Genomic DNA, 19,854 nt, shown 5'->3' with positions numbered 1-19,854 from the left:
GAGAGTGTGGGCAAAGACGCCAGGGGGAAGATCAGGTGTGGATGATGCAGGCATCCGCCTTTAGTTAACCATGCAGTTCATTTGTACAGCGCTCTTTTTCCGGCACCAACCAGCTTTTGCTTAGCGGCATTAGGTCTAAATAGAGAGAGAAAGAGAGTCTTCTCTCTCTTTGGGCGACCCTTCAGCACTTCCAAGCCGCCCCTTGGGAAGGCACGGCCATTTCGCATTGCGCTGCGGCTTGTGGCGATGGCCTCGCAATCTTCGCGGCCCAGTCCGCGCAGCGTGCTGGTGCCATGACCCGAGGGGCGGTGGTTCACTTGCCGCTCTGCTTGCGCACCAGACCCAGCCACGTGATCAGGTAGCATCCGGCGATCCACAGCCCCAAAATGCTGAGAGACACACCGGCAGGATGCAGGTTGTGGTAAATGATTCCCATGGCATAGCGGACGTCCCCACGCTCTTCGACGCTCTCCTTGAATTTCTTCACGCCTCGGATCATGTCGAACTCGTTGATGTGCTCTCCCGCGTGCCCCGGGAAAACAACGAGGTTCTGCCAGGATTTGTTGTTGGGTGACACCTTGTCATAGTCCTCTCTCCGCGTGCCGTCGAGGCTTTCCCACTCGATGGTTTCACGTTCGCCACCGGGCGTGAGAAACACAGGATAACGGGTGCGGTTGGACATGCGCGGCGTGGACTGGCCGAAAAGATGCGCCACGTCCATGACACGCTGCGCGCAGTAGCTCGGCACCACCACGCTGGCAATGCGCACCGACTTCGACATCTCCGGCCGGGTCACCACGAACCCGCCGAAAAGAATCTGCGGGATGAGCACCAGCGGCACCCAGAGCACCGCCTGCGTGCTGTTCTGCACCAGGGCCGAGATGGCCAGCCCGATCACCACTCCCACCATGGCGGTGGTTAGCAGAGCGATGAACTTCAGACCGACGCTGAAACAAAAGACGCTCATCAGGCTCATGGGCGATGCCAGCCCGGTGTCACGCGTTTGATCCTCCACCTGCTCGGTGCCTTCCATCAGATTGTCCGCCACCTCAAAAAAGGTGCCGAGTCTGACTAGCATGCTGACCGCGAACGAATTCTTGTGCTGGGCCTCCAGCGCCATCGCGGCCTCCAGAGCCCCCGCGTTCGCGCTGGTGTCCGTCTGGGTGGTTTCGCCTTCCGTCACCACGGCAAAGCTTTCCTCGGCCGCCGCCGCCTGCGGTGGCGCCGGGAACAGCCGTGCAGTCATTTTTTCCCGGAAGACGACCGGGTCGAGGTCCGGTGGGTGGAAAACATGCGCCACACTGAGCGTCACAAAGAACAGCAGCAGAGCCTGGATCGCGGTGACCGCACCGAGAAAGAAATACTTGCTCTGTACATAGCAGTTCGTGCCCAGACCGCAGACGCGCTCCCGACGGAAAATCGGCAGCTCACGCACGATCTGCTGCGCGCCGTTGCTACACCCAAACCAAAGCGTCGCCACGATGCAGAGGAAGGACCGCAGCACCGCCTCGTCCGCCACCCAGCCCACAAGTGTCGCAATCAGCAGCGGCTGGGCGATCAGGAAGACGAGATTAAGCGGATCTGCCCGCAGCACTGCCCACTGGCGGACCAGAAGCACGATCAGGCTGCGCATGTAGCCACCACCGCGCCGTTCCGCGCCGGTGAGGGTGACTTCCGTGTTCGGACTGCCGAAGTCCGGTCGGTTCGCCTGCCCCTGATGCTCGACAAACGCTTTCCGCAGCTCCGCACCGCTTTTGCCGCCTTCCTCGCGGGGTTTGGCAAACAATTGATACACCTTCAGCAGGCTGTTGACCCCGAAGTACTCCAGCGCCATTTCCGAGGCTGAGCGCAGGCGGAACTCCGAGTTGTTGGTGATGGCGCGGCTGTGGGTGTCATCCAGGTCCACCGGGGACTCGCTCTTCTTGGCATCGGCGCGTTCGGTGTCCACATCACAGGCCACGTGCCCGTCCTGAATGAAGATGAGCTTGTCAAACAACTGCGCATTCTCCAGCACGTGCGTGGTGCAGACCACCGTGCAGGTCTTCGCCAGACTGTTCAGCAGGCTCATCAGAGAGAACTCGGTGGCAGGATCCAGGCCCGAGGAAGGCTCGTCCAAGAACAGCACCGAAGGTTTGGACAGCAACTCGGTGGCGATGCTGACGCGCTTGCGCTGGCCGCCTGAAAGCTGGGAGATGCGCTTGCGCCGGTGCTCGGCCAGACCGAGGCGTGCAATCGTTTCATCCACGAGACTGTCGATCGCCCGCTGCGGTGTCTCCGAAGGTAGACGCAGACGTGCACTGAAGTGCAGCGCCTGCTCCACCGTGATCTCCATGTGAACGATGTCATCCTGCGGAACGAAACCGATGCCCGCAGCTGCCATCTGCCGCGTGTCGTTCAACGGCACGCCATTGATGTATACACTTCCCTCGGTGGCGGGATTGATGCCGCACAGCGCATTGAGCAGCGTCGATTTTCCCTGTCCGCTCCCTCCGACGATGCCGACGAAGGTGCAGCGCTCGATGTCGAGCGTCACATCCTTCAAGATCGAGCGGCCGGACTTCAGTGTGAAGGCAATATTGCGCGCGGTGACCTGCCCGCCGGTCTGCCGGGGCACCCGCCGCAGAGAATGCCCGGTGAACTCCAGGGTATAGCTGCCCACGCGCATGCGATCTCCCACCTGCAGCCTCTTCTGGCGGAAAAACTGGTCGTTGAGCGGCGTGCCTGCCTGGCTCTTGTCCGTCGCGATCCAATCCCCCTCCGGACTCTTTTCCAGCAGCACGTGCTCGCGCGAGATGGAGGCGTCAGCGGCATCGAGCACCAGCTTGTCCGCATCTTCCTCTCCTCCGGTGGCACGCCCAATGAGCACCCGCGTCAGTTTGGCGAGCCGCAGTTCATCCACAGCCTGGCCGCCAAAGACTGGCGTGTCAGGCACCCGCTGGAATTGCAGAAACACATCCGGCATTTCAATGATGTCCCCGTGCTGGAGATAGACCGCCGTCGTGACCGGCGAGCCGTTCACCCGCGACGATCTTCCCGCGGCGGAGGCCGCTGTCAGCACCCAGGTGGCGGAGCGCTGGTCCCAGCTAAGCCGGGCATGTTCTGGCAGCATGGAGGAGGAGCAGATCTCGCATTCCGGCGAAGAACCCATCCTCAGCACCGTCTGGCTAAGCGTGTGATGGGTTGCTGGGGCTGTACCGGCGCAGACGGAGATGTGGCCTTTCATGGGGGTAGTTTAGGTGGCAACGCAAAATGTCAGCGGGTTTTCTGACCTAGTACAACGGATTGCTTTCTGCTGATGATTTTTACAAGCATCAAGAAAATGACTGGTCAATCAATCTCATATATGATTTCATCTGCCAGCCTCTCGAAAATCACCATCCCCTATCGCCATGACCACACGCACCCTCCGCTTTACCGTCGCCGTCATCCTGGCATCCATGCTGGGAAGTTGCACCAACATCAAGGATGACACCAAACGAACCAAGACCGAAGGCGCACTGGGAGGCAGCATTTTGGGCGCCCTTGCAGGAGCAGGCATTGGAGCACTCACGGGTCGCGGAGCCGGTGCCATTCTGACGGGTGCTGCCATCGGCGCTGCCGCAGGTGGCGTGGGCGGTTACGCTTACGGCAATCATGTGGCCAAGAAGAAAGCCGCCTACAAGTCCACCGAACAATGGCTCGACGCCTGCATCGCTTCTGCCCGCGACACCAATCGCCAGGCACGCAGCTACAACAACAGCCTGAGCGCCCAGATCACCAAGCTCCGCTCCGAAATCGCCTCCGCCAAGTCCTCCGGCAACACCCGCCTGCTGCAGCAGAAGAAGAGCGAGATCATCAGGCTTCAGAATCAGTCCACCAAGGAACTGAAGAAAGTGGACGAAGAAATCAAGCTCCAGGAGAACGTCCTCGGCCAGGCTCCAAGCTCCGGCTTGAAGCAGGAAGTGATCAGCCTCCGCAGCACCCGTGGCACGATGTCCAGCAACTACGACCGTCTCGCCAGCCTGAACCGCGAAATCGACGTCTGATTGACGTCGGCCTCTATTCCACGCTTCAACACGCCTCTCATCATGCGCCCCTATTTCTTTCTTCTCACTCTCGCAGCCGGTTCCATGCAGCTTACCAGTTGTGAAACGACTGGAGATCCGTCCCAGGGTGGTTTGTTTGGCTGGTCCCAGTCCAAGGCCGACGTCCGCATCCAGGAGCGGCAGAACACGCTCTCCAGCCTTGACGACGAACGCGAATACAATCGGCGCCGCAAAAACAACCTCCAGGCCGAGCGCGACCGCCTCAAGAATCAATAATGTCCGGCAGCAACGGCCATCGCAGCAGGCGGATGCTGGCGACGATGCTGGTATGCGCCTTGTTGTCGGCCCGTGCTGCAAACGCTCAGGCAGATGACCGCGAGCTCGACGCTGCCGTGGAAACCCTGCGCGAGTGCGCCAGCGTGATCGAAAAACGCTGTTATTTCCCGCTGAGTGCTCCCATGGTGATCACCCGGTCGCTGGCGGAATTGCAACAGTCCGGCATCATCTCCGGAACTGACCTGCCTCCCGCGCCCGACCTCGTGCAAAAGACGGAGGCCGAGGCCTTGCAGGGGGCACGTGCTCATCTAGCCCTGCTGGCCACCCTTCCCGGTCAGCGCCTTTCGCCGATAGAACTGGCTGAAGCCGCGCTGGCTGCCTACTGCCGCAAGATTGATCCCTACACCCGTTACGAGACGACGGAAGACGCGGCCCGCATCGACAAGGCGCGCGCCACCGCCGGCAGCGGCATCGGCATGAGCTTGAAAGAACGTGACGGCGCCTACTACTGCTACCCCTACCCGGACAGCGTGGCCGCCCTCTCCGGCATACGCCCGGGAGACAAGCTGATCTCCGTGGACGGTCGGGCTGTGAAAAACCAGTCCGTGGATCTGCTCGCCACCTGGATCAAAGGCCCGCCGGGCACAGATGTAAAGCTGCGCATCGAAAAGAGCACCGGTCGTCAGCAGTTGCTGCCCATCACCCGTGAGGCCGGACTGCAGTCACCCGCGTTCAAGATTGAAAAAGACACCGGCGGCGTGGTGCTGCGCGTGCGCCGTTTTGAATACGGCATGGGCGAGAAGGTTTACCAGGCGTTGCAAAGCGAGAACCAGACCACAACCCGGCTCATGACGGTGGATCTGCGCGGCAATCAAGGCGGCTCTTTGATGGGCGCGGTCGAGCTGGCGGCACTTTTTCTGGAACCCGGCGCTGAGATCGTGACGATTTTGGAGCGTGGCTTCCCAGCCCGGAAGATCGAAGCTGAAAAACCGGCCGTGCTCAAGCCGGCACAGATTTCCATCCTCCAAGATGAAGGCACGGCCAGCGCCTCGGAAGTCTTCATCGCCGCGATGGTGATGAACATCCCGGACCGTGCCGCCAGCCAGGGCAGCAAGACTTATGGCAAAGGCGTGCTGCAGCTCGTCATCTCGGACAAAAACAACGGCCAGGAAGGCACTGACATCGTCACCATCAAAGGTGGCGGTGTGCTAACCCTGACCACCGGGATGATTTTTGCCAAAGGCGGTCTCTCTTGGAATGAAACAGGGCTGCTGCCCTCCACCACGGCCGCAGGCGGCAAAATCTTCACCGCCAACGCCATCTCCATCAACAACACCACCGTCTCACGACCGAAGCCGGTGGTGAAACTGGTGGACTAAAAACGGCTGGCGACTGCTACTGAACGCCGTTTTCGATTTCCTTGCTGTTCCCCTCGAAGGTGTTGCCCTCAAGTCTGGGAGTGGCGCCAGGGTACACAAAGATGCCAGTCAGAGCATTCGAAGCACAGTGGTTGCGCAGGATTTTGGGGCTGAATCCGGTGCCTTGAATGGTGATGCCATGCTGACCGCCGCCAAGACATTGATTGCCCTCCACCGTGATGTCCTCGGAGGCACCGATCAGCATGATGCCACGGTAAGGATTGCCCTTGATCGTGCAGTTGCGGATGATGCTGCCGCTGGAGCATTCCAGCAACTGCACGCCTGACTTTGCATTGCCTTCCACCTGGGCGCTTTCCAGCACCACCACAGGCGCACCTTCAGCCACCAAGCCGCCGCCGCCCTGGCCGCTTTCGGTGCCCTTGCTGGAGCTGCCATTGAAGACGAAACCGTTGCTGCTGAGGCTGCCACCCTTCCAGTTCACCTGCGTGCCCGAGTCGAGCGCATACAGCCCATTGAGAATGTTCTCCTTTGCATTCACCTGCACGGCCTTGAGCGCCGCGCCTTTGTCCACGGCGACACCGTTCGCCTGATTGCGCGTGAAGTCGGTTTCCTTGAGGTCCGCGTTCGATCTTCCGGTCACCAACAGGCCGTCCATGCCATTGCTGGCAGCCTGGCATTTCTCCAGCGTGGCGCTGGCGCCGCGGGCCAGTCGGAACCCACAGCCTTGGTTCTGCCGTGCGGCGCAACGGATGAGAGACACACGCCCGGAGCCTTCCACCTTCACACCGTCTCCCAGCCCCTTTTCAAACACACAGTTTTCAAAGGTCACGTTGCTGGACAAAACACTGGCCACCGCCAGCCCCTCGGTGCCGGCGGCGATGTCATCGCCACTGTGGGAAAAAGTCAGACCGCTGATCTTGATGGGAGTCTTGAGCTTCTCAGCCTCCAGCACGCTGCTCGCCTTGCCATCCACAGTGACAAGCACCCGGGCATCCGGTGGATCAGCCGCGATTGAGACGCCATCCACCAGCTTCAATCCTTCTTCATAGGTCCCCGCCTGAACACGCACAGTCTCTCCTGTCTTCGCTGCCGCCAGGGCTGCTTGAATGGTCGGATAACCTGATGGAACCACGAGCGCTTTCGGCGCTCCGTTCATTGGCTGAGCCGTCTCCGGCTTGATGGGATCTGCCACAGGTTCGGTCGCTTTCTGATTCGCAGGTGCCACCGTGGCCGGCGTCTTCTCCGACTTCGTTTCCACGACAGCCGGCTTGGGTTCACCCTTAGGCCACATCACCGCCGCCACTCCTCCCGCCAGCAGCACCAAGACGGCACCGATCAACCACCCTGGGAACGATTTTTTGGCCGCCTGCGGCTTGGCCTCATCGAACTGAGCCGTAGCAGAAACCGTCGCAGCTACCGTGTTGCGCTGCGTCAGCGGGGTGTTCACGGTCAATGGCGACAGCGCCTGACCAATCCGTACCGTCACAGACCGTCCTGCCGATGCCGACGTGTGGGAAAGTGTTGGGTCAACAGCCGCTGTGTTCACCCCCGTGGGCGAAAGATCGCTCATCGACGAAGGCGTCAGCGAAGGAATAATCCCCCCGCCTGTCAGGCCCAGCAGCGCACCGACCTCATCCACCGAGGACGGTCTGTCCTCAGGCTGTTTGGCCAGGCAGCGGCGGATCACGTCCTCCCACACCGCAGGCACCACCTCGGTGCCGGTGAGACCAAACTCAAAACGTCTCTCGCTGATGGTCGGCGGAATGTCCTCGCGGATTTGCCGGCTGAAGTCCCCGCTGTAGAAAGGCGGCTTGCCGGTGAACAGCTCATAGAGCGTGCTGCCCAGCGAGTAGATGTCATCCGAAATGCTCGCAAACTTGCCCGCCGCCTGCTGAGGACTCATGTAGGCCAGCGTGCCTGTCGAATTCCCCGCGATGGTGACACGCGACATGGAATCCTGGATGCTGCGGGCTATGCCGAAGTCCATGATCTTCAAATCTCCCTGGGAGTTGATGATGAGATTCGGCGGCTTCAGATCCCGATGGGCGATCTTCGCATTGCGATGCGCGTAGGACAGACCCTCCACCATCTGCGCCACCCAGCGCGTCACCTGGCGCGGCTCAAACACCTTGTTGGGCTGCAGCACCCGCAGTTTGGCCAGCGTGTCACCGTCCACATACTCCATGCAGATGGCCGCATGCTGGTCATCGAGAAAGAAATCGAAGATCCTGACAATGTTCGGATGCGCCAGATCCTGGCCGCGCCGTGTCTCGCTCTTGAGTTCCTCGATGGCGGCATCGTCAGAGCGCAGCGTGTCCGGGGCGAACTTCAGCGCCACCTCACGGCCCAGCAGTGTGTCCTCCCCCAGCCACACCACCCCCATGCCGCCGCGCCCAAGCACCCGCTTCAGAGCAAAGCGCTTGAAGGCAAGGTCTCCCGACTGGTGCCCACGCATGGTGGCGCCAAACTCAATGTCGTCGAGATTTGTGGGAACGGAGTCACTCATGAGCGGGGAGCAGGGATGGCGTGCGGAATCAGACACAAAGCTGCGGTTTGAACCGCCTGCGTTCAAGTCGCAAGTTTCGATCCATTGACAACATGAAACAGGCCGCCTTGCGGGCGGCCTGCGGAGATGACTCAATCACCCTCAGAACAGTGAACGGGAGGCACCCCGATCAGCGGCTGTAAGAGGTCGGCTTGGTGACCGCTTGGAAATCGTCAACGGAGGTGTGGCTCTTGGGTTTGGATACATGATGCACCGTTGGCGTTGGCGTTGGCGTTGGCTTCGGCATCACGAAGGTGTTGTGGTAGGTGCAGTTGGACAGCAGCAGTGCGAGGGCGAGTGTGGCGATATGCGTTTTCATGAGATGAGGGAGGTCTGAAACTAGGGCGTTGAACTCGGTGAATAAACTGTCAGACAATGGTTGCTAATCTTTCTTCGGCTGTCCCTGCGGCAGCGCCGTGTTGGCAGGCGTGTCAGTAGGAGTGCCACCGCCGGAGCCGTCAAGGATCACACCTTCTTTCGCTACACCACGACGACCGACAAGCACCGTGTAGGATGCCAGGCCATTGGCGCGCGCCATGTGGAGATACACCACCGCGGTGCCGTTGTAGGAGGAGCGGAACTGCACACCGGCAATCTTCGATGAACGGCGGTCATCCAGAATCAACTGGCCCACTTCATCGTACACATAAATGTCCACGTCGCGTGCGAGTTCATCAGTGCCCACGAGGAACACGTAGTCCAGACCACGGACGACCGGGATCAGGAAGCGCACCGAGTTTCCCGTGGTCATCATACCGGAGTGATCCGTCGGGGCCATCTGAAAACCCTTGTGCATGTAGGGGTCGGCCATTCGGTAGGCCACATCCTCGGCCTGCGCAGGATCAGCCTGCAATGTACGAATTGATAGCGTCAGAATCCCAAAAACAACAAGTGAGAGGTAAGAAAGCTTCATAACAAAAACAGAATACGCAACCAATCCAGATAACTGCAAGATAAAAACATCCCTGCGACTTATAAAACAAATTCTTCAGCGAGCTCCTGCGCGAGCTTGTTGGCCTGGGCCACTTTTTCCTTCGAGATGGAGCCGTCGAGCGGAATGTTGACAATGCCATACAACTCGGTCAGCGCGGCATCGAGTTTGACCACACGCGCGTTGGCCCTCGTCGCTGCTGGCAGAGACTTCATTTCTGCCATCATGGCTTTCACCAGCATCGGCTCACGCAGAAGGTTGGACAAAGCGGGTGTATAGCGGCTGTTGATCACGTGCATCGCGTAATGCACTCCTTGAAGCCAGCCGGAGGCGATGATGAGGGTGCGGCGCTTTTCATTTCCCTGCTCATTGAGCGAATGGACGATGTCCACCTGCAGGCATCCCATTTCCCAGAACACCAGCGTCCACTGACCCTTGTTGGCCAGGGCGCGAGTCTTCTTGGCACGCTCCAGCTGCGTATCGCTCATTTTGAGCTTCTTGGCCAGAGCTTCGATGTCTGTCGCGCAGTCATTCAGCGCGTTCGCGTCCTGGGCCTTCACCGCCACGATGCCGTCGGCAATGCGCACGCCGAGAGCGAGACAGATGTTGGTCTCATCCTTCAACGAGGAAAGGTCGGCATTGCGAGCGATTTCCTTGTAGATGCCAGCCCATGCGACGCTCTTGCCGCCCAGCGCCGCATCCAGACCCAGCAGCTTGTCCATCGGACTGGGGAGCCCCAGCTCGGAACTCTTGGCCTGGGACATATCGAACGGGGCCTTCTGCTCCTGGGCTTGCAGGCATGGAATGAAGAGAGCAAAAACAAGGCCGGGAAGCAGGTGGAATCTTTTCATGACAAAATGGGGTTCTGTTTTAACTTTAAACCAGACGTGCTGGCATTAATAACTTCACGCACGAAGTTAACGCCTTCGCACCAATGACGGTCAAGCCTGTTTCTTCCATGAGTGCAAAATCCTTCTCATCCTGCAAACGTCTGCGGCATAGCATGCTCGTCAGCACGCTTTGTACCATGGCGTTGTCTGCCTGTTCAGAAAACGAAAGCCAGTTCGCGGAGATGCGGCAGCTCAAGGAAAAACTGGCAGCGGCGGAGAAGAAAGCCGCTGAGGCCGTGGCCGCCGCCCAGCAGGCTCCACCGCCTGCTCCCGCTTCTCCCTCCGATCCAAAACCGGATTCGGAAACCACTGCTAAACTCGAAGCCGCCATCGCCAAGATAGCTTCCTTGGAGCAGGAGCTGCAAACCGCTCGCGCCGCACCGCAACCTGCCGCGGAAAATGGAACTGCCAAGATCAACGCTGACAGCTTCCGCGAGTTCGTCAAATCCATGGAGCGCGATCTCCTCACCAAAGCGGGCGAACTGCAGGAGTCCGTCGAGCACGCACTACCCTCTGCCAACATTCAGGAAACCACCGTGAAGCGTCTCCGCCTGCCGGAGCAGTTGACCACTGCTTTCCAATCCGCCGTGGTGTTCAACATTACCGCTGCCAATGGCGAGCCCAAGCGTCTGGAGTTTCCAGTGCAAGCCGGACTCGACGGTCAATGGCGCATGCCGGGTGTGACGGATGTGCAGCAGCATCTCACCGCCATGGCCGCTCAGCCGCAGGCCGCCACTCCCACGGTGGCCTCCACACCGGCTTCCGCCCCTGCCTCGGCTTTCAGCGCTCCGGCCAATCCCCACGCCACGAGCGCGCTGCCCACGGCAGCTCCGGGAAGTGTTCCTCAGCCTGCGGGCCTCCCCTCCATGCCCGGCGGCCCGGCCACCTATGTCATCCAGTGGGGAGACACCGCACCCGCCAAGCAGCCGGCAGCCCGGCCCCAGTCCGCCGCAACACCGGCCACCGCAGCCGCGCCCTCCCCTTCTCCAGCCCAGCCCAAACCCGCTCCTGCCCCCGCACCCAGGACCGTGCCCAAGCCGCTCATGCCCGTGCAGCAGGACATCCAAATCCGCTTCGAATAGCCACCGCATGAAGTTCATGCCGCTCTTTCCTTTTTATGAAAACGCTGCCACCACCCTCCCTCAGCCACCTCCTTGGACTCTTCGCGGTGCTGGCCTTTTCAAGCTGCTCGGAGAACGAGGAACATGTGCAGGAAACGCGGCAGCTGCGTGAAAAATTGGCAGCTGCGGAAAAGAAGCTGGCCGGCCTTGCCCAGCAGCCTGCACCTTCACCCGCACCGGTGCCTTCAAACGTCGAGACACCGGCCAATGACGAGACAGCTCAGAAACTCGAAAAGGCCCAGCAGCGAATTATTGAACTGGAGAAGGATCTCGAAGAACAGCGTGCCCGCCTGGCCCAGCCAAACACACCGGCCATGGCCATTGGCAGTGCGGACAGCCTTGGCCTGCTGGTCAAAGCCATGGAGAATGACCTGCTCAACCGAGTGGGCGAACTGCGCCAGTCTTTGGGCAATGCCATTTCCCCCGCGCACCTGCTGGACACCAAATTGAAAAGACTGCGTCCGCTGGACAAGATCGCCGCTGCTTACGACTCCGCGATCACGTTCAAAGTCTCCGACAAGTTCGGCAACACCCGCAATCTCGTCTTCCCTGTGCAACCCGGCGCTGACGGCCTCTGGCATTTGCCCACCGTCGCTACCGTCCAGCAGCAAATCAATGCTTTCATTAACAATGAGTGGACCCAGCCAGGCGCCACCTCGCATGGTGGACCTCACATGACTTCGCCGCTGCCCCTGCCCCCGGGCTACGGCAAAGCACCCGAGGTCAAGCAAGCCCCGACACCAGAGAACCAGATCATCCACTGGGACACCCCGCCCAAGAGCGAGACCAGCCCCGCCAGCGCACCCGTGGCCGTCGCCCCAGTCCCAGCCCCAGTCCCGGCTCCAGCACCAGCCGAGGTGGCAGCCCCTCGGGACAGTCCCCGGACGACTCCGGCCCCGCGCGCCGAATCGCCACGCGTCCCAGCACCCGTCATGCCCGTGCTAAAAGACTTTCAGGTACGTTTTGAGTGAGTTAGGCAGCGTGAACCCACCTCACATGGCCAGCCTTTCCCGTCTCGATCAAGAACTGCTCGCAAAATTCAATCTCGGCGAGCGCCTCCACGCCCCTTCATCCCTGCATCGCCGCGCGCGCGGCACCTTGGTGGGACAGCCAGATTCGCCACCTCTGTTGGTCACTTGGGCCCACCACGCCATTCCGCTTTCGCGCGACTCTATCGAGCGCCAGCGCTCCCTCGCGACGCGCATGCAAAGCTCTGCCTCCCCACTGCTTGCCACCGTCGTTGAGCATCAGTTTGGACCCGATTATCACTGGATGTCTTCCCTTCTGCCGCCTGGCAGTGAGCTGCGCGAAATCCTGCGCGTCCAGCAGCGCTTGACCGTGGAGCAGGTGGAGTGGCTGGTCGGTGCCTTGGGTGAGGCGTTGCGGGCCGCCGTGGATCAAGGCTGGCCGCGCCTCACCGTGGATGCCACTCAGATCATGGCAGACTTCGAGTCTCGTACCATGACCGTGCTGATTCCGGACATGCCGTTGTTCGGAGCGTCGTCCGCCACGTTTGCCGACGCCATGCAGACCATGGCGTTCAATCCGTCAGCTTTTGCCAGCAATGACAGTGATCAGATCCCCGGCAACTCGCGGGAATATGTGACACCGCTGGCCACTCTCTGCGCCCAGTTGCTCGGAGCATCCGCAGGCGGTGGAGAAGGGCAGAATGAGCGCTTCCGCGCCATCCCCACGCTCACCATTTATCAGAACACCCTCCTCCGCAGCGCTCTGGCCGGGACGCAGCGTCATAGCTTTGAAAGCTTGGATGAGTTTGTCTCCCACTTCCTCGGAGGGGGAGAAAACAAACCCGTGACTGGCAGCTACACCGCCCATCCTGCCACCACGAGCGCAACGTCCGCCGGCTACCGCACCAGCAGCGTCCCCGCGCCAGCAACCAGCAGCGCACCTCCTCCCGATCCAGGCACCAAGCGTTACACCCCGCAGCCGGACGCCACCCTGCTGCTAGCCGCACCTGAAGGCTATGAGATCCGCCGTGAACTCCGCGCACACGATGGCTGGCGCATGACTGAGGCCGTGCATCCAAAGCTGGGTGCTGTGGTGCTCACCGCCGTGGACGTCTCGGCCGAAGTCGGCGAAACGCTGCGCCGCATCTCCGGCCAGATGCAGCTCCTGCAACAGTCCACGCGGCCCGAGCTGCTGCGCCCGGTCGAAGTGCGCGGAGATCAGCGCATCCTGTTCGTGGCACGCCCCCTTCCTTCCGGCCGCACCCTGCTCGATGCCCTGCGTGAGCGCCGCTCCTTCCCCCGCCCCGTCGTCGCGCGTCTGCTCGCCGTCATTCACTCCGCCTACGAAGCTCTCTGGCCGTTGATGGAGCGCCGCTACATGGCCACCTCTCTCGACCAGTTCTGGCTGCCCTCCGCCACTGGCGAGGCCGATGAAAACGGTTTGCTGCTGGATGCAGCGCAGCTTGTGATCGAGTCCACCAGCTCGAACTCCCAATCCACCGCGCGACAGGTGAACCACTTTGCACGCCTCGCCTTGCTGCTTCTCGGCCAGAATGTCGGCGGCCTCTCTGGCGAGGGGCAGGTACGGTTCACGCCCGTGCCCGAACTCAGCGCTGAGGTAAATGGCATGCTGCGCCTCGCCATCTCACCGGAGCAATCCGGGGACATGACCCTCCCGCGCTTCCTGGCGCAACTGACCGCGGCTCTGGCAGGCCATACCGCCGTGGCTGAGGCCAGCCGGCAGGTGCTGCAGGTCCCTGAAGACCTGCGCAGCATGGAGCTCAAGCCCAGCAGACGGCTGCGCTTGAAGCCCGTGGAGAACTCCCAGCCCTTCATCGCGCTCGTCGCAGACGAATCTCTCTGGCTTGGCCGCGCCAGCACCCATAGCGACTACGTGGCGCAGTTCCGTCCGCACAATCCGGTGAACGACAGCCGCACGCGCTTGATCAGCCGCGCGCAGACCCGCGTTTACATGCAGAACGGCCAGATTTTTCTCAACGACACCGGCACCACCAATCCCTCCTTCACGGCCGGACATCGCCTCGGCAATCCTGAAATGGCCGACCTGCCGATGACGCTCGTTCTTGCGGGTGAGTATTCGCTGGAACTGCGCCCGCTGAAGTCCGCATATGCCACGCCGGGGCCGGTCGTCACCGGCTGGCAGCCGAGCAAGCACCGCTCTCTGCGCCGTGGAGGCTGCGCCATCTTTTCCCTGGACCGCAGCACTTTGCCCTTTGAGGCCGCCTGGCTCTTTACAGACGCGAGCCTCGGCATCGACTCGAACGGCCGGCTGGCCTTCGATGATCAAAACACACAGAACAGCGTCGTGCGTTTCCACCACCATGCAGGGAGCTTCTGGGTGGAGGCCACCCTCGCCTCAATGCTCGAGATCAATGACCGGCGCCTCAACCCCCGCGAACTCGCCCCGCTCAATCCAGGAGATGAGCTGCGCATTCAGGGGCTGCTGTTTCGTGCTGAAGAATACGCTCTCGAAAGCAAAGCGGCGTAGCACCGAATCGTTCCACGCCTTTTGCAGAAGTGTCTTCACGCCACCCATTCTTGTCACGTGCTTGATCAATGCGTGCAGCACATCGGCTCCTCGAGAGATTTCAGCCGCCGGGACCACAGAAACTTTCCCTCCAGATACGGCAGCGGCTCAAAAGCCCTGACATCCCCGAACACCCGGCCGTTGGAGCGGCCCAGCTGCAGCTCCTGCTTCGCCTCACCGCGGCGGTACCTCACCCGGAAGTCCCCTGGCACCTCGCTGATCAGCCGCCGAAACTCAAACCACGGCAGGATGAAGTGCCCCGCACTGCCAAAGTGCTGAATGCTCCGCGGGCGCACGCCAGGCGCAAACACATCCGGCTCACTCGCCACCACCTGCACCAGATCCGTCTGCAGAGTGAAGAGATCCGTCCGCCTCAGGAAAAGATGGTTCCCCGCCCCCTCCGAGCGCAGATTGCTGAACATCGAGTACGAAGTCTCCGTGCGGCTCCCGATCCACGGCATCAGCCCGTTCAGCAGCACCGGCAGGAGCCCCACCCAGGCCACGGTCCATCGCGGCCCGCACGGCAGCGCCGCACGCGCTCCTCCTGCCCCACGGCCTGCCAGCAGATAGCACGCACCCAGCCAGCAGCCCCACACCCAAAAAACCGCAAACCCGATCCGGTTGGCCGTCTTGAAGACCGTTTGGTCCCGGTGCACAAACAGGTACAGCGCCACCTGCCACAGCAGGGCCGCAAAAAACAGCCCCACGATGCCCCACCGCGCCAGCCGCCGCCCGCACGCCTCATCACCCCGCCCCAGCCACGCCAGCTGCCGTCTCCACAGCCCCCGCAGTCGCGCCCCCCACTCGACCGGCAGGAAAAACACCAGCAGCGCAAACATCAAAGCGCTGTAGCTGAAGATCCCCGCCGCAGGATGGATCGAAAGCCACAAATGAAACACCACCGCCGCCGCAAAACCCAGGCGGCGCGTGCGCCCAGACATCAGCAGCACCGGTATGCCGAACTCAAAAGCATACGAAGCCCAGATCGCCCCATGCAGCGCCCACGACCCCGTGGGAATGAACCAGCCCAGGCACGCCGCGATCTCTCGGTGAAAGACCGCCGCGCAGGACGTCTCCGGATTAAGATAGTCCCAGTTCAGCTTTTGGATACCCGCCCACCCATACATGACCACCACCGCCGCACGCATCACCGGTGCGAACCGGGAAAACCACTCCTCACCCCCCGCCTCCACCACAGGCAGCCCCCGCAGCCACAGCGTAAAGGCACCCGGCACCAGCAGCGTCGTGCAGTAATCCAGCACCATCCCCCGCGGCATTCCCGGCACGTAATCATAGAGCCCCTTGATTGCCGCAGCCCCCGCCACAAGCACCCATCCCCAGGCCGGCCCCCACCTCGCAGCAAGCAAGCTCCTCAACCCCTTGCCCCGCACCAGCCATTCGACCAGCGCCACCCCCATCGTCAGGTGCAGCATGCCCTCAAACAGGATGTGATTCGGCACAAACGGCAGCTTGTCCCACAGATGCAGCAAGCCCGTCCCCACCAGCATCGCAAAACGCAGCACGCACGCCGGCTGGAAGATCACCTGCACCGCCGCAGCCGTCAGCAGCCAGCCCTGCCACGTCTCCGCCCAGAACGTAAACGCCAGCTGATGCACCAGCGTCGTCACACCCCAGATCAAGGCAAACACCGGAAAAGGTCGGAACACAGCACCCTTCGGGTCGGGCGAACGTTCTAGACCAGGGCTCGAAAAGATTGTCATATTGAACCGGCGAGCGCAGCGGCCCCAGTGGCAAGGCGGGAGCGCCGTCTGCTATTGAAGAATAACAGGCAAGCGACTAACGCAGCCAATGGGGCCGCTCCGCCGCCCGGGCAATGTGACAAGATTATTGAGAGTTGGTCTATAATCATACCAGACACATGGGGCCAACCACCGCTGCCCGCAAGCCAGGCATGGCCGCAGCACCCTCACGATCTCATTTCAGCGCGTCCAGATGCTCCTGCGCCATCGCCACCCCGCCACGCGCCTCACGCGGGAAAAAATTCCCCGGCTTCCTGGCGCTATGAACCGTGAACGATGAGCAAGGGGCGGAATTTTGACGTAATCGACCGCGCCTACGACAATGTCCGGCTCTTGATCGGAAAAAGCTGCCGGGTTCCTTCTTGATGTTCCAACCCATTTCAGATTCAATTCCGGAACTCCCCCGTCGCCTGCTCCAAAGCCTTCGCCCTGCCAGCAACGTCCACCCCTGAACGATCATGAAGCTTCTACGACCGCTCCCAGCCCTTGCAGCAGTCCTTCTCATCGCCGCCGCGCTCTTCGCCGGAAACCACTTCCGCCTCTGGCGGGACACCATCTTCCACTCCAAGGCCGGCGGCACCATAGTCCTCCCTTCCGGCCACTGCCTCCCGACCAACCAGTGGATCGTCTATCCCGCAGACGCTCCCGAATTCGGCCTCCTCCAGATCGGCGATGGCCGTTCGCGACGCCGGCACGTCATCCAGAACCTCGATTTCGACCATCTGGCCACCCTCGACACCCCCACGAAATCAGCCCCTGTTGTCGTCACGACTTACAATTCCGCCGGCCCAAAAGCCTACCGCGAATTCTGGGTGGAGCACTAAGTCGCCAGCGCAATGTTGCGTTTGGACAAGACACAAAGTCCTCCGTCCATGATACCTGAAGAAAACTCACTCCATGCAGTTCGAGATGCCATTGTGAGTTGGGAGAAGCTGAGGATCCCGTTCAATCTCCTTCAGCTCGCACTTGGTCTCCTGCTTTCATGGGATCTCCACCCAGCGTTCGGAGGAATGCATGCGTATGTTTTTTGGGCGATCATGTATGGAGTCACCGTCAATGCCTTCTACTGCCTGGGCCCGCTCTCCGAGATCTATCTTCTAACCCTCGTCCCGGGACGAATGCCCCAAATCCGGCTGCTTGTGTTTGCCGCCGGCACCCTGCTGTCTTTGGCGGTCACCACTGTCGTCGCGCTTGGCACAATGTGGAAGTTTGAATAAAATGCACGACATGAATGGCACTCAGTTAAGACAGCTTTTCGTTGGTTCACAATGCCAGCAACTCTGCGTTTTCTTGCGGTGGTGAAGCACTCTTTGCTCACCCCGCTCCGCGACACACCAGCCCTGAAGGGGCTGCGGATTACAGCCCAGGGTCAGCCGAGCCTCAGCGAGGCGACCCTGGGTACGGCAGCAAGCAAGCGGAAAGCAAACCCAAGACTCCGCCACGGCCCACGCCCACCAGCAGCGTCTGCGAAGTGCTCCGCCACGAGCCGAACGTGCCGAAGCTCCAGAGCCATCGAACTTCGTCCTTAACTGAGTACCATTCATGCCCGGCATCCTGTTGCCCACCCAGCGTCCTCACCGCAGCGCAGGCGCAAAAGACACTTGTCATCTTTTACGTTACCTCACTGCCTGCCATCCTTCCCCATGCGCTTCCTCTCCGCCATCGCCCGTTGGATCACCAACCGATTATCACACCCCAATTCCGAGGGCGTCATCACCGCCAACGCCCAGTTCAACCACAAGATCGGCCCCCTCCAGCGTGGAGACGTTTACGAAGATCCCCTCATCGACTTCCTGGAACATCACAACAATGCCGGAGAAGTCGATGGCGGCGGCACCCAGCAGGAAAAAACCGGCGAGATCGACTGGTGCGATGTGAACCTCTATCTGAAGCCCTCCGCCGCGTCCCTCATCCCCTCCATCATCCAGTTCCTCGAGCAGCGCGGCGCTCCCAAAGGCTCCAAGCTCACCTGCCACTTCCCGGACGACACCGAACAAGAACTCCCCTTCGGCCTCCGCGAAGGCTTCGGCATTTACCTCGACGGCGTCAATCTCCCCGACGAAGTCTATCGTGACTGCGACATCAATTTCGTCGCCTCAGAGCTCGACCGCCTCCTCGAAGGCCACGGCTCCGTCGAGTCCCACTGGCAGGGCCCCACCGAAACCGCCCTCTACATCTACGGCGACTCCCTCGCCATCATGAAGCCCCTCATCGCCGGTCTCCTCTCCACCTACCCCCTCTGCAAAGGTGCACGCGTCGTGGATCTGACACCGGCATGAACATGCACGCCCATACACGGGGCTTGGTGCAAGCCACGTAGCAAAACCGGTAGGCGCGGGTTCAATTCCCGCCCTCGCCTCCACAAGCCTTCCATGGCATTCGGTTCAGTCAGCACTCAGGGACGGCGACGGACCCAAGATTTCGGGTCAGTTCTAGGAGTGTTTGATCAGTGTCCGATGAGTGGTTCAAAACTCCGCCCCTGCTAAACACAAGGAAGTTCATCTCTTCTCCACAATCTAGCCGCCTTGAATTCAGGCAGCAGGAGCAAAAAGCCGCATTCCCTCCCCCGGTCCCGGCGCTCCCATTCCCATGCAGACCTCCGCCTCACCTCGCCTCAATTCGCCAGAAACCGGCGTAGAACAATCATGCAGCTTATCACACCCAGTGTGCCCAGGACCACATAGACCAGGAACTTCAGCGGGCGGTCATCCTCCTCGATCTGCCCCAGGTACTTCTCGATCTCCCGCACCTGTTCCTTCCGCGGCACCTCCTTCTCAATCGGCACCTGCTGCGCATAGGCCCGCACAGGGGCCAGACAATCCACCACTCCGAAAACAAGGCAGAGCCGCAAAAAAGTCGCCAGGCGTAGAAAAAGGAAGCGATGTTTCATATACAGAAACATACGCTTAAGCAGTTAGCACTCCATCTAAGGCATGAATCTTTATTTAGTTGAGCACATCCCCCGCTGCCCATGCCATTTTCCTGTTTGCCCAACACGGAATCACCCACAACCCACTCAGAATCAATTGGAAAACACCATGCGGCACGCGTGAAAAAAAGCACCATCCCAGCCCTGCCCGCACAGGGCAGGAGGCTGAAGGACAAGCCTCCGCCGAGCGCCCCCACACCGGCTTTTCAAAAACCAGTTTCAGAAAACGCCCGCGTCCTCCCGCAACAACGGTCGCTGGCAGCGGTCCAGCCACTCAGCCACTCCATCCCCCTCACCCGCTTACTTCCCACGCACCTCATCCACCCAACCCATTCACACTGTCGCCGACAGGCTCGCTACCCAGAGCTTCCGAAGCTCAGGCACCTCCAAACCACATTTTCATTGCCCCACAATCGCACGGGAATGTAAAACCACACCCATGCGCCCCACGGTCCGCACTTTACTTCGACGCCCCTACCCTG

At 60.9% G+C, this 19,854-nt stretch carries 16 protein-coding genes; 9 read left to right on the top strand and 7 right to left on the bottom strand.

Annotated elements, in window-relative coordinates:
* Positions 1 to 313: 313 nt before the first annotated feature.
* The gene (locus ACILSR_RS25825; protein WP_395752699.1) at positions 314 to 3,223 is read right to left on the bottom strand and encodes an ATP-binding cassette domain-containing protein; all 2,910 of its coding nucleotides are present in this window, start codon (positions 3,221 to 3,223) and stop codon (positions 314 to 316) included.
* 166 nt (positions 3,224 to 3,389) lie between these two features.
* On the opposite strand from ACILSR_RS25825, the gene ACILSR_RS25820 reads away from it, so the two are divergent.
* Genes ACILSR_RS25820 through ACILSR_RS25810 form a run of 3 tightly spaced genes read left to right on the top strand, consistent with a single transcriptional unit; the run spans position 3,390 to position 5,680 of the window.
* Positions 3,390 to 4,025, top strand: a complete 636-nt coding sequence (locus ACILSR_RS25820; RefSeq protein WP_395752698.1) for a hypothetical protein — start codon at positions 3,390 to 3,392, stop codon at positions 4,023 to 4,025.
* A 42-nt stretch (positions 4,026 to 4,067) separates the two neighbouring features.
* Positions 4,068 to 4,301 carry a hypothetical protein gene (locus ACILSR_RS25815; protein WP_395752697.1) on the top strand — a complete coding sequence of 78 codons (234 nt, stop codon included), beginning with the start codon at positions 4,068 to 4,070 and terminating at the stop codon, positions 4,299 to 4,301.
* On the top strand, positions 4,301 to 5,680 hold the full coding sequence (locus tag ACILSR_RS25810; RefSeq protein WP_395752696.1) for a S41 family peptidase: 1,380 nt from the start codon (positions 4,301 to 4,303) through the stop codon (positions 5,678 to 5,680). Before ACILSR_RS25815 ends, ACILSR_RS25810 begins: the two co-directional genes overlap by 1 nt.
* A gap of 16 nt (positions 5,681 to 5,696) precedes the next feature.
* Here ACILSR_RS25810 and ACILSR_RS25805 read toward each other — a convergent pair whose 3' ends face one another.
* The 4 genes from ACILSR_RS25805 to ACILSR_RS25790 form a co-directional block, all read right to left on the bottom strand.
* A complete protein-coding gene (locus ACILSR_RS25805) occupies positions 5,697 to 8,186 on the bottom strand; it encodes a protein kinase domain-containing protein (protein ID WP_395752695.1) in 2,490 nt (829 codons plus the stop codon).
* A gap of 169 nt (positions 8,187 to 8,355) precedes the next feature.
* Positions 8,356 to 8,544, bottom strand: a complete 189-nt coding sequence (locus ACILSR_RS25800; protein ID WP_395752694.1) for a hypothetical protein — start codon at positions 8,542 to 8,544, stop codon at positions 8,356 to 8,358.
* A gap of 63 nt (positions 8,545 to 8,607) precedes the next feature.
* Positions 8,608 to 9,138 carry a hypothetical protein gene (locus tag ACILSR_RS25795; protein WP_395752693.1) on the bottom strand — a complete coding sequence of 177 codons (531 nt, stop codon included), beginning with the start codon at positions 9,136 to 9,138 and terminating at the stop codon, positions 8,608 to 8,610.
* A 59-nt stretch (positions 9,139 to 9,197) separates the two neighbouring features.
* On the bottom strand, positions 9,198 to 10,007 hold the full coding sequence (locus tag ACILSR_RS25790; RefSeq protein ID WP_395752692.1) for a hypothetical protein: 810 nt from the start codon (positions 10,005 to 10,007) through the stop codon (positions 9,198 to 9,200).
* Between the two features lie 107 nt (positions 10,008 to 10,114).
* Between ACILSR_RS25790 and ACILSR_RS25785 the strand changes: the two genes are divergently transcribed.
* The 3 genes from ACILSR_RS25785 to ACILSR_RS25775 are packed head-to-tail and all read left to right on the top strand — an operon-like array spanning position 10,115 to position 14,644.
* Positions 10,115 to 11,128 (top strand): hypothetical protein, encoded by a 1,014-nt coding sequence (locus ACILSR_RS25785; RefSeq protein WP_395752691.1) that lies wholly within the window; start codon positions 10,115 to 10,117, stop codon positions 11,126 to 11,128.
* 35 nt (positions 11,129 to 11,163) lie between these two features.
* Positions 11,164 to 12,138 carry a hypothetical protein gene (locus ACILSR_RS25780; protein ID WP_395752690.1) on the top strand — a complete coding sequence of 325 codons (975 nt, stop codon included), beginning with the start codon at positions 11,164 to 11,166 and terminating at the stop codon, positions 12,136 to 12,138.
* Positions 12,139 to 12,163: 25 nt separating this feature from the next.
* Positions 12,164 to 14,644: a hypothetical protein gene (locus ACILSR_RS25775; protein ID WP_395752689.1), complete on the top strand. Its 2,481-nt coding sequence runs from the start codon at positions 12,164 to 12,166 to the stop codon at positions 14,642 to 14,644.
* A 65-nt stretch (positions 14,645 to 14,709) separates the two neighbouring features.
* Here ACILSR_RS25775 and ACILSR_RS25770 read toward each other — a convergent pair whose 3' ends face one another.
* Positions 14,710 to 16,350: an HTTM domain-containing protein gene (locus ACILSR_RS25770; protein WP_395752688.1), complete on the bottom strand. Its 1,641-nt coding sequence runs from the start codon at positions 16,348 to 16,350 to the stop codon at positions 14,710 to 14,712.
* 551 nt (positions 16,351 to 16,901) lie between these two features.
* Between ACILSR_RS25770 and ACILSR_RS25765 the strand changes: the two genes are divergently transcribed.
* The 3 genes from ACILSR_RS25765 (at position 16,902) to ACILSR_RS25755 (ending at position 18,722) form a co-directional block, all read left to right on the top strand.
* Complete coding sequence (locus tag ACILSR_RS25765) at positions 16,902 to 17,267, top strand: hypothetical protein (protein WP_395752687.1); 366 nt, start codon at positions 16,902 to 16,904, stop codon at positions 17,265 to 17,267.
* Between the two features lie 213 nt (positions 17,268 to 17,480).
* On the top strand, positions 17,481 to 17,660 hold the full coding sequence (locus tag ACILSR_RS25760) for a hypothetical protein (protein WP_395752686.1): 180 nt from the start codon (positions 17,481 to 17,483) through the stop codon (positions 17,658 to 17,660).
* Positions 17,661 to 18,086: 426 nt separating this feature from the next.
* Entirely contained in the window at positions 18,087 to 18,722 is a 636-nt protein-coding gene (locus tag ACILSR_RS25755) for a hypothetical protein (protein ID WP_395752685.1), read from the top strand.
* A gap of 335 nt (positions 18,723 to 19,057) precedes the next feature.
* Here the strand turns inward: ACILSR_RS25755 and ACILSR_RS25750 are convergent, their stop codons facing one another.
* Positions 19,058 to 19,333 carry a hypothetical protein gene (locus ACILSR_RS25750; RefSeq protein WP_395752684.1) on the bottom strand — a complete coding sequence of 92 codons (276 nt, stop codon included), beginning with the start codon at positions 19,331 to 19,333 and terminating at the stop codon, positions 19,058 to 19,060.
* Between the last annotated feature and the right edge of the window lie 521 nt (positions 19,334 to 19,854).

It is taken from the genome of Prosthecobacter sp. (assembly GCF_044222565.1).
GTDB lineage: Bacteria > Verrucomicrobiota > Verrucomicrobiia > Verrucomicrobiales > Verrucomicrobiaceae > Prosthecobacter.
This window is presented reverse-complemented; position numbering and strand designations above follow the sequence as displayed.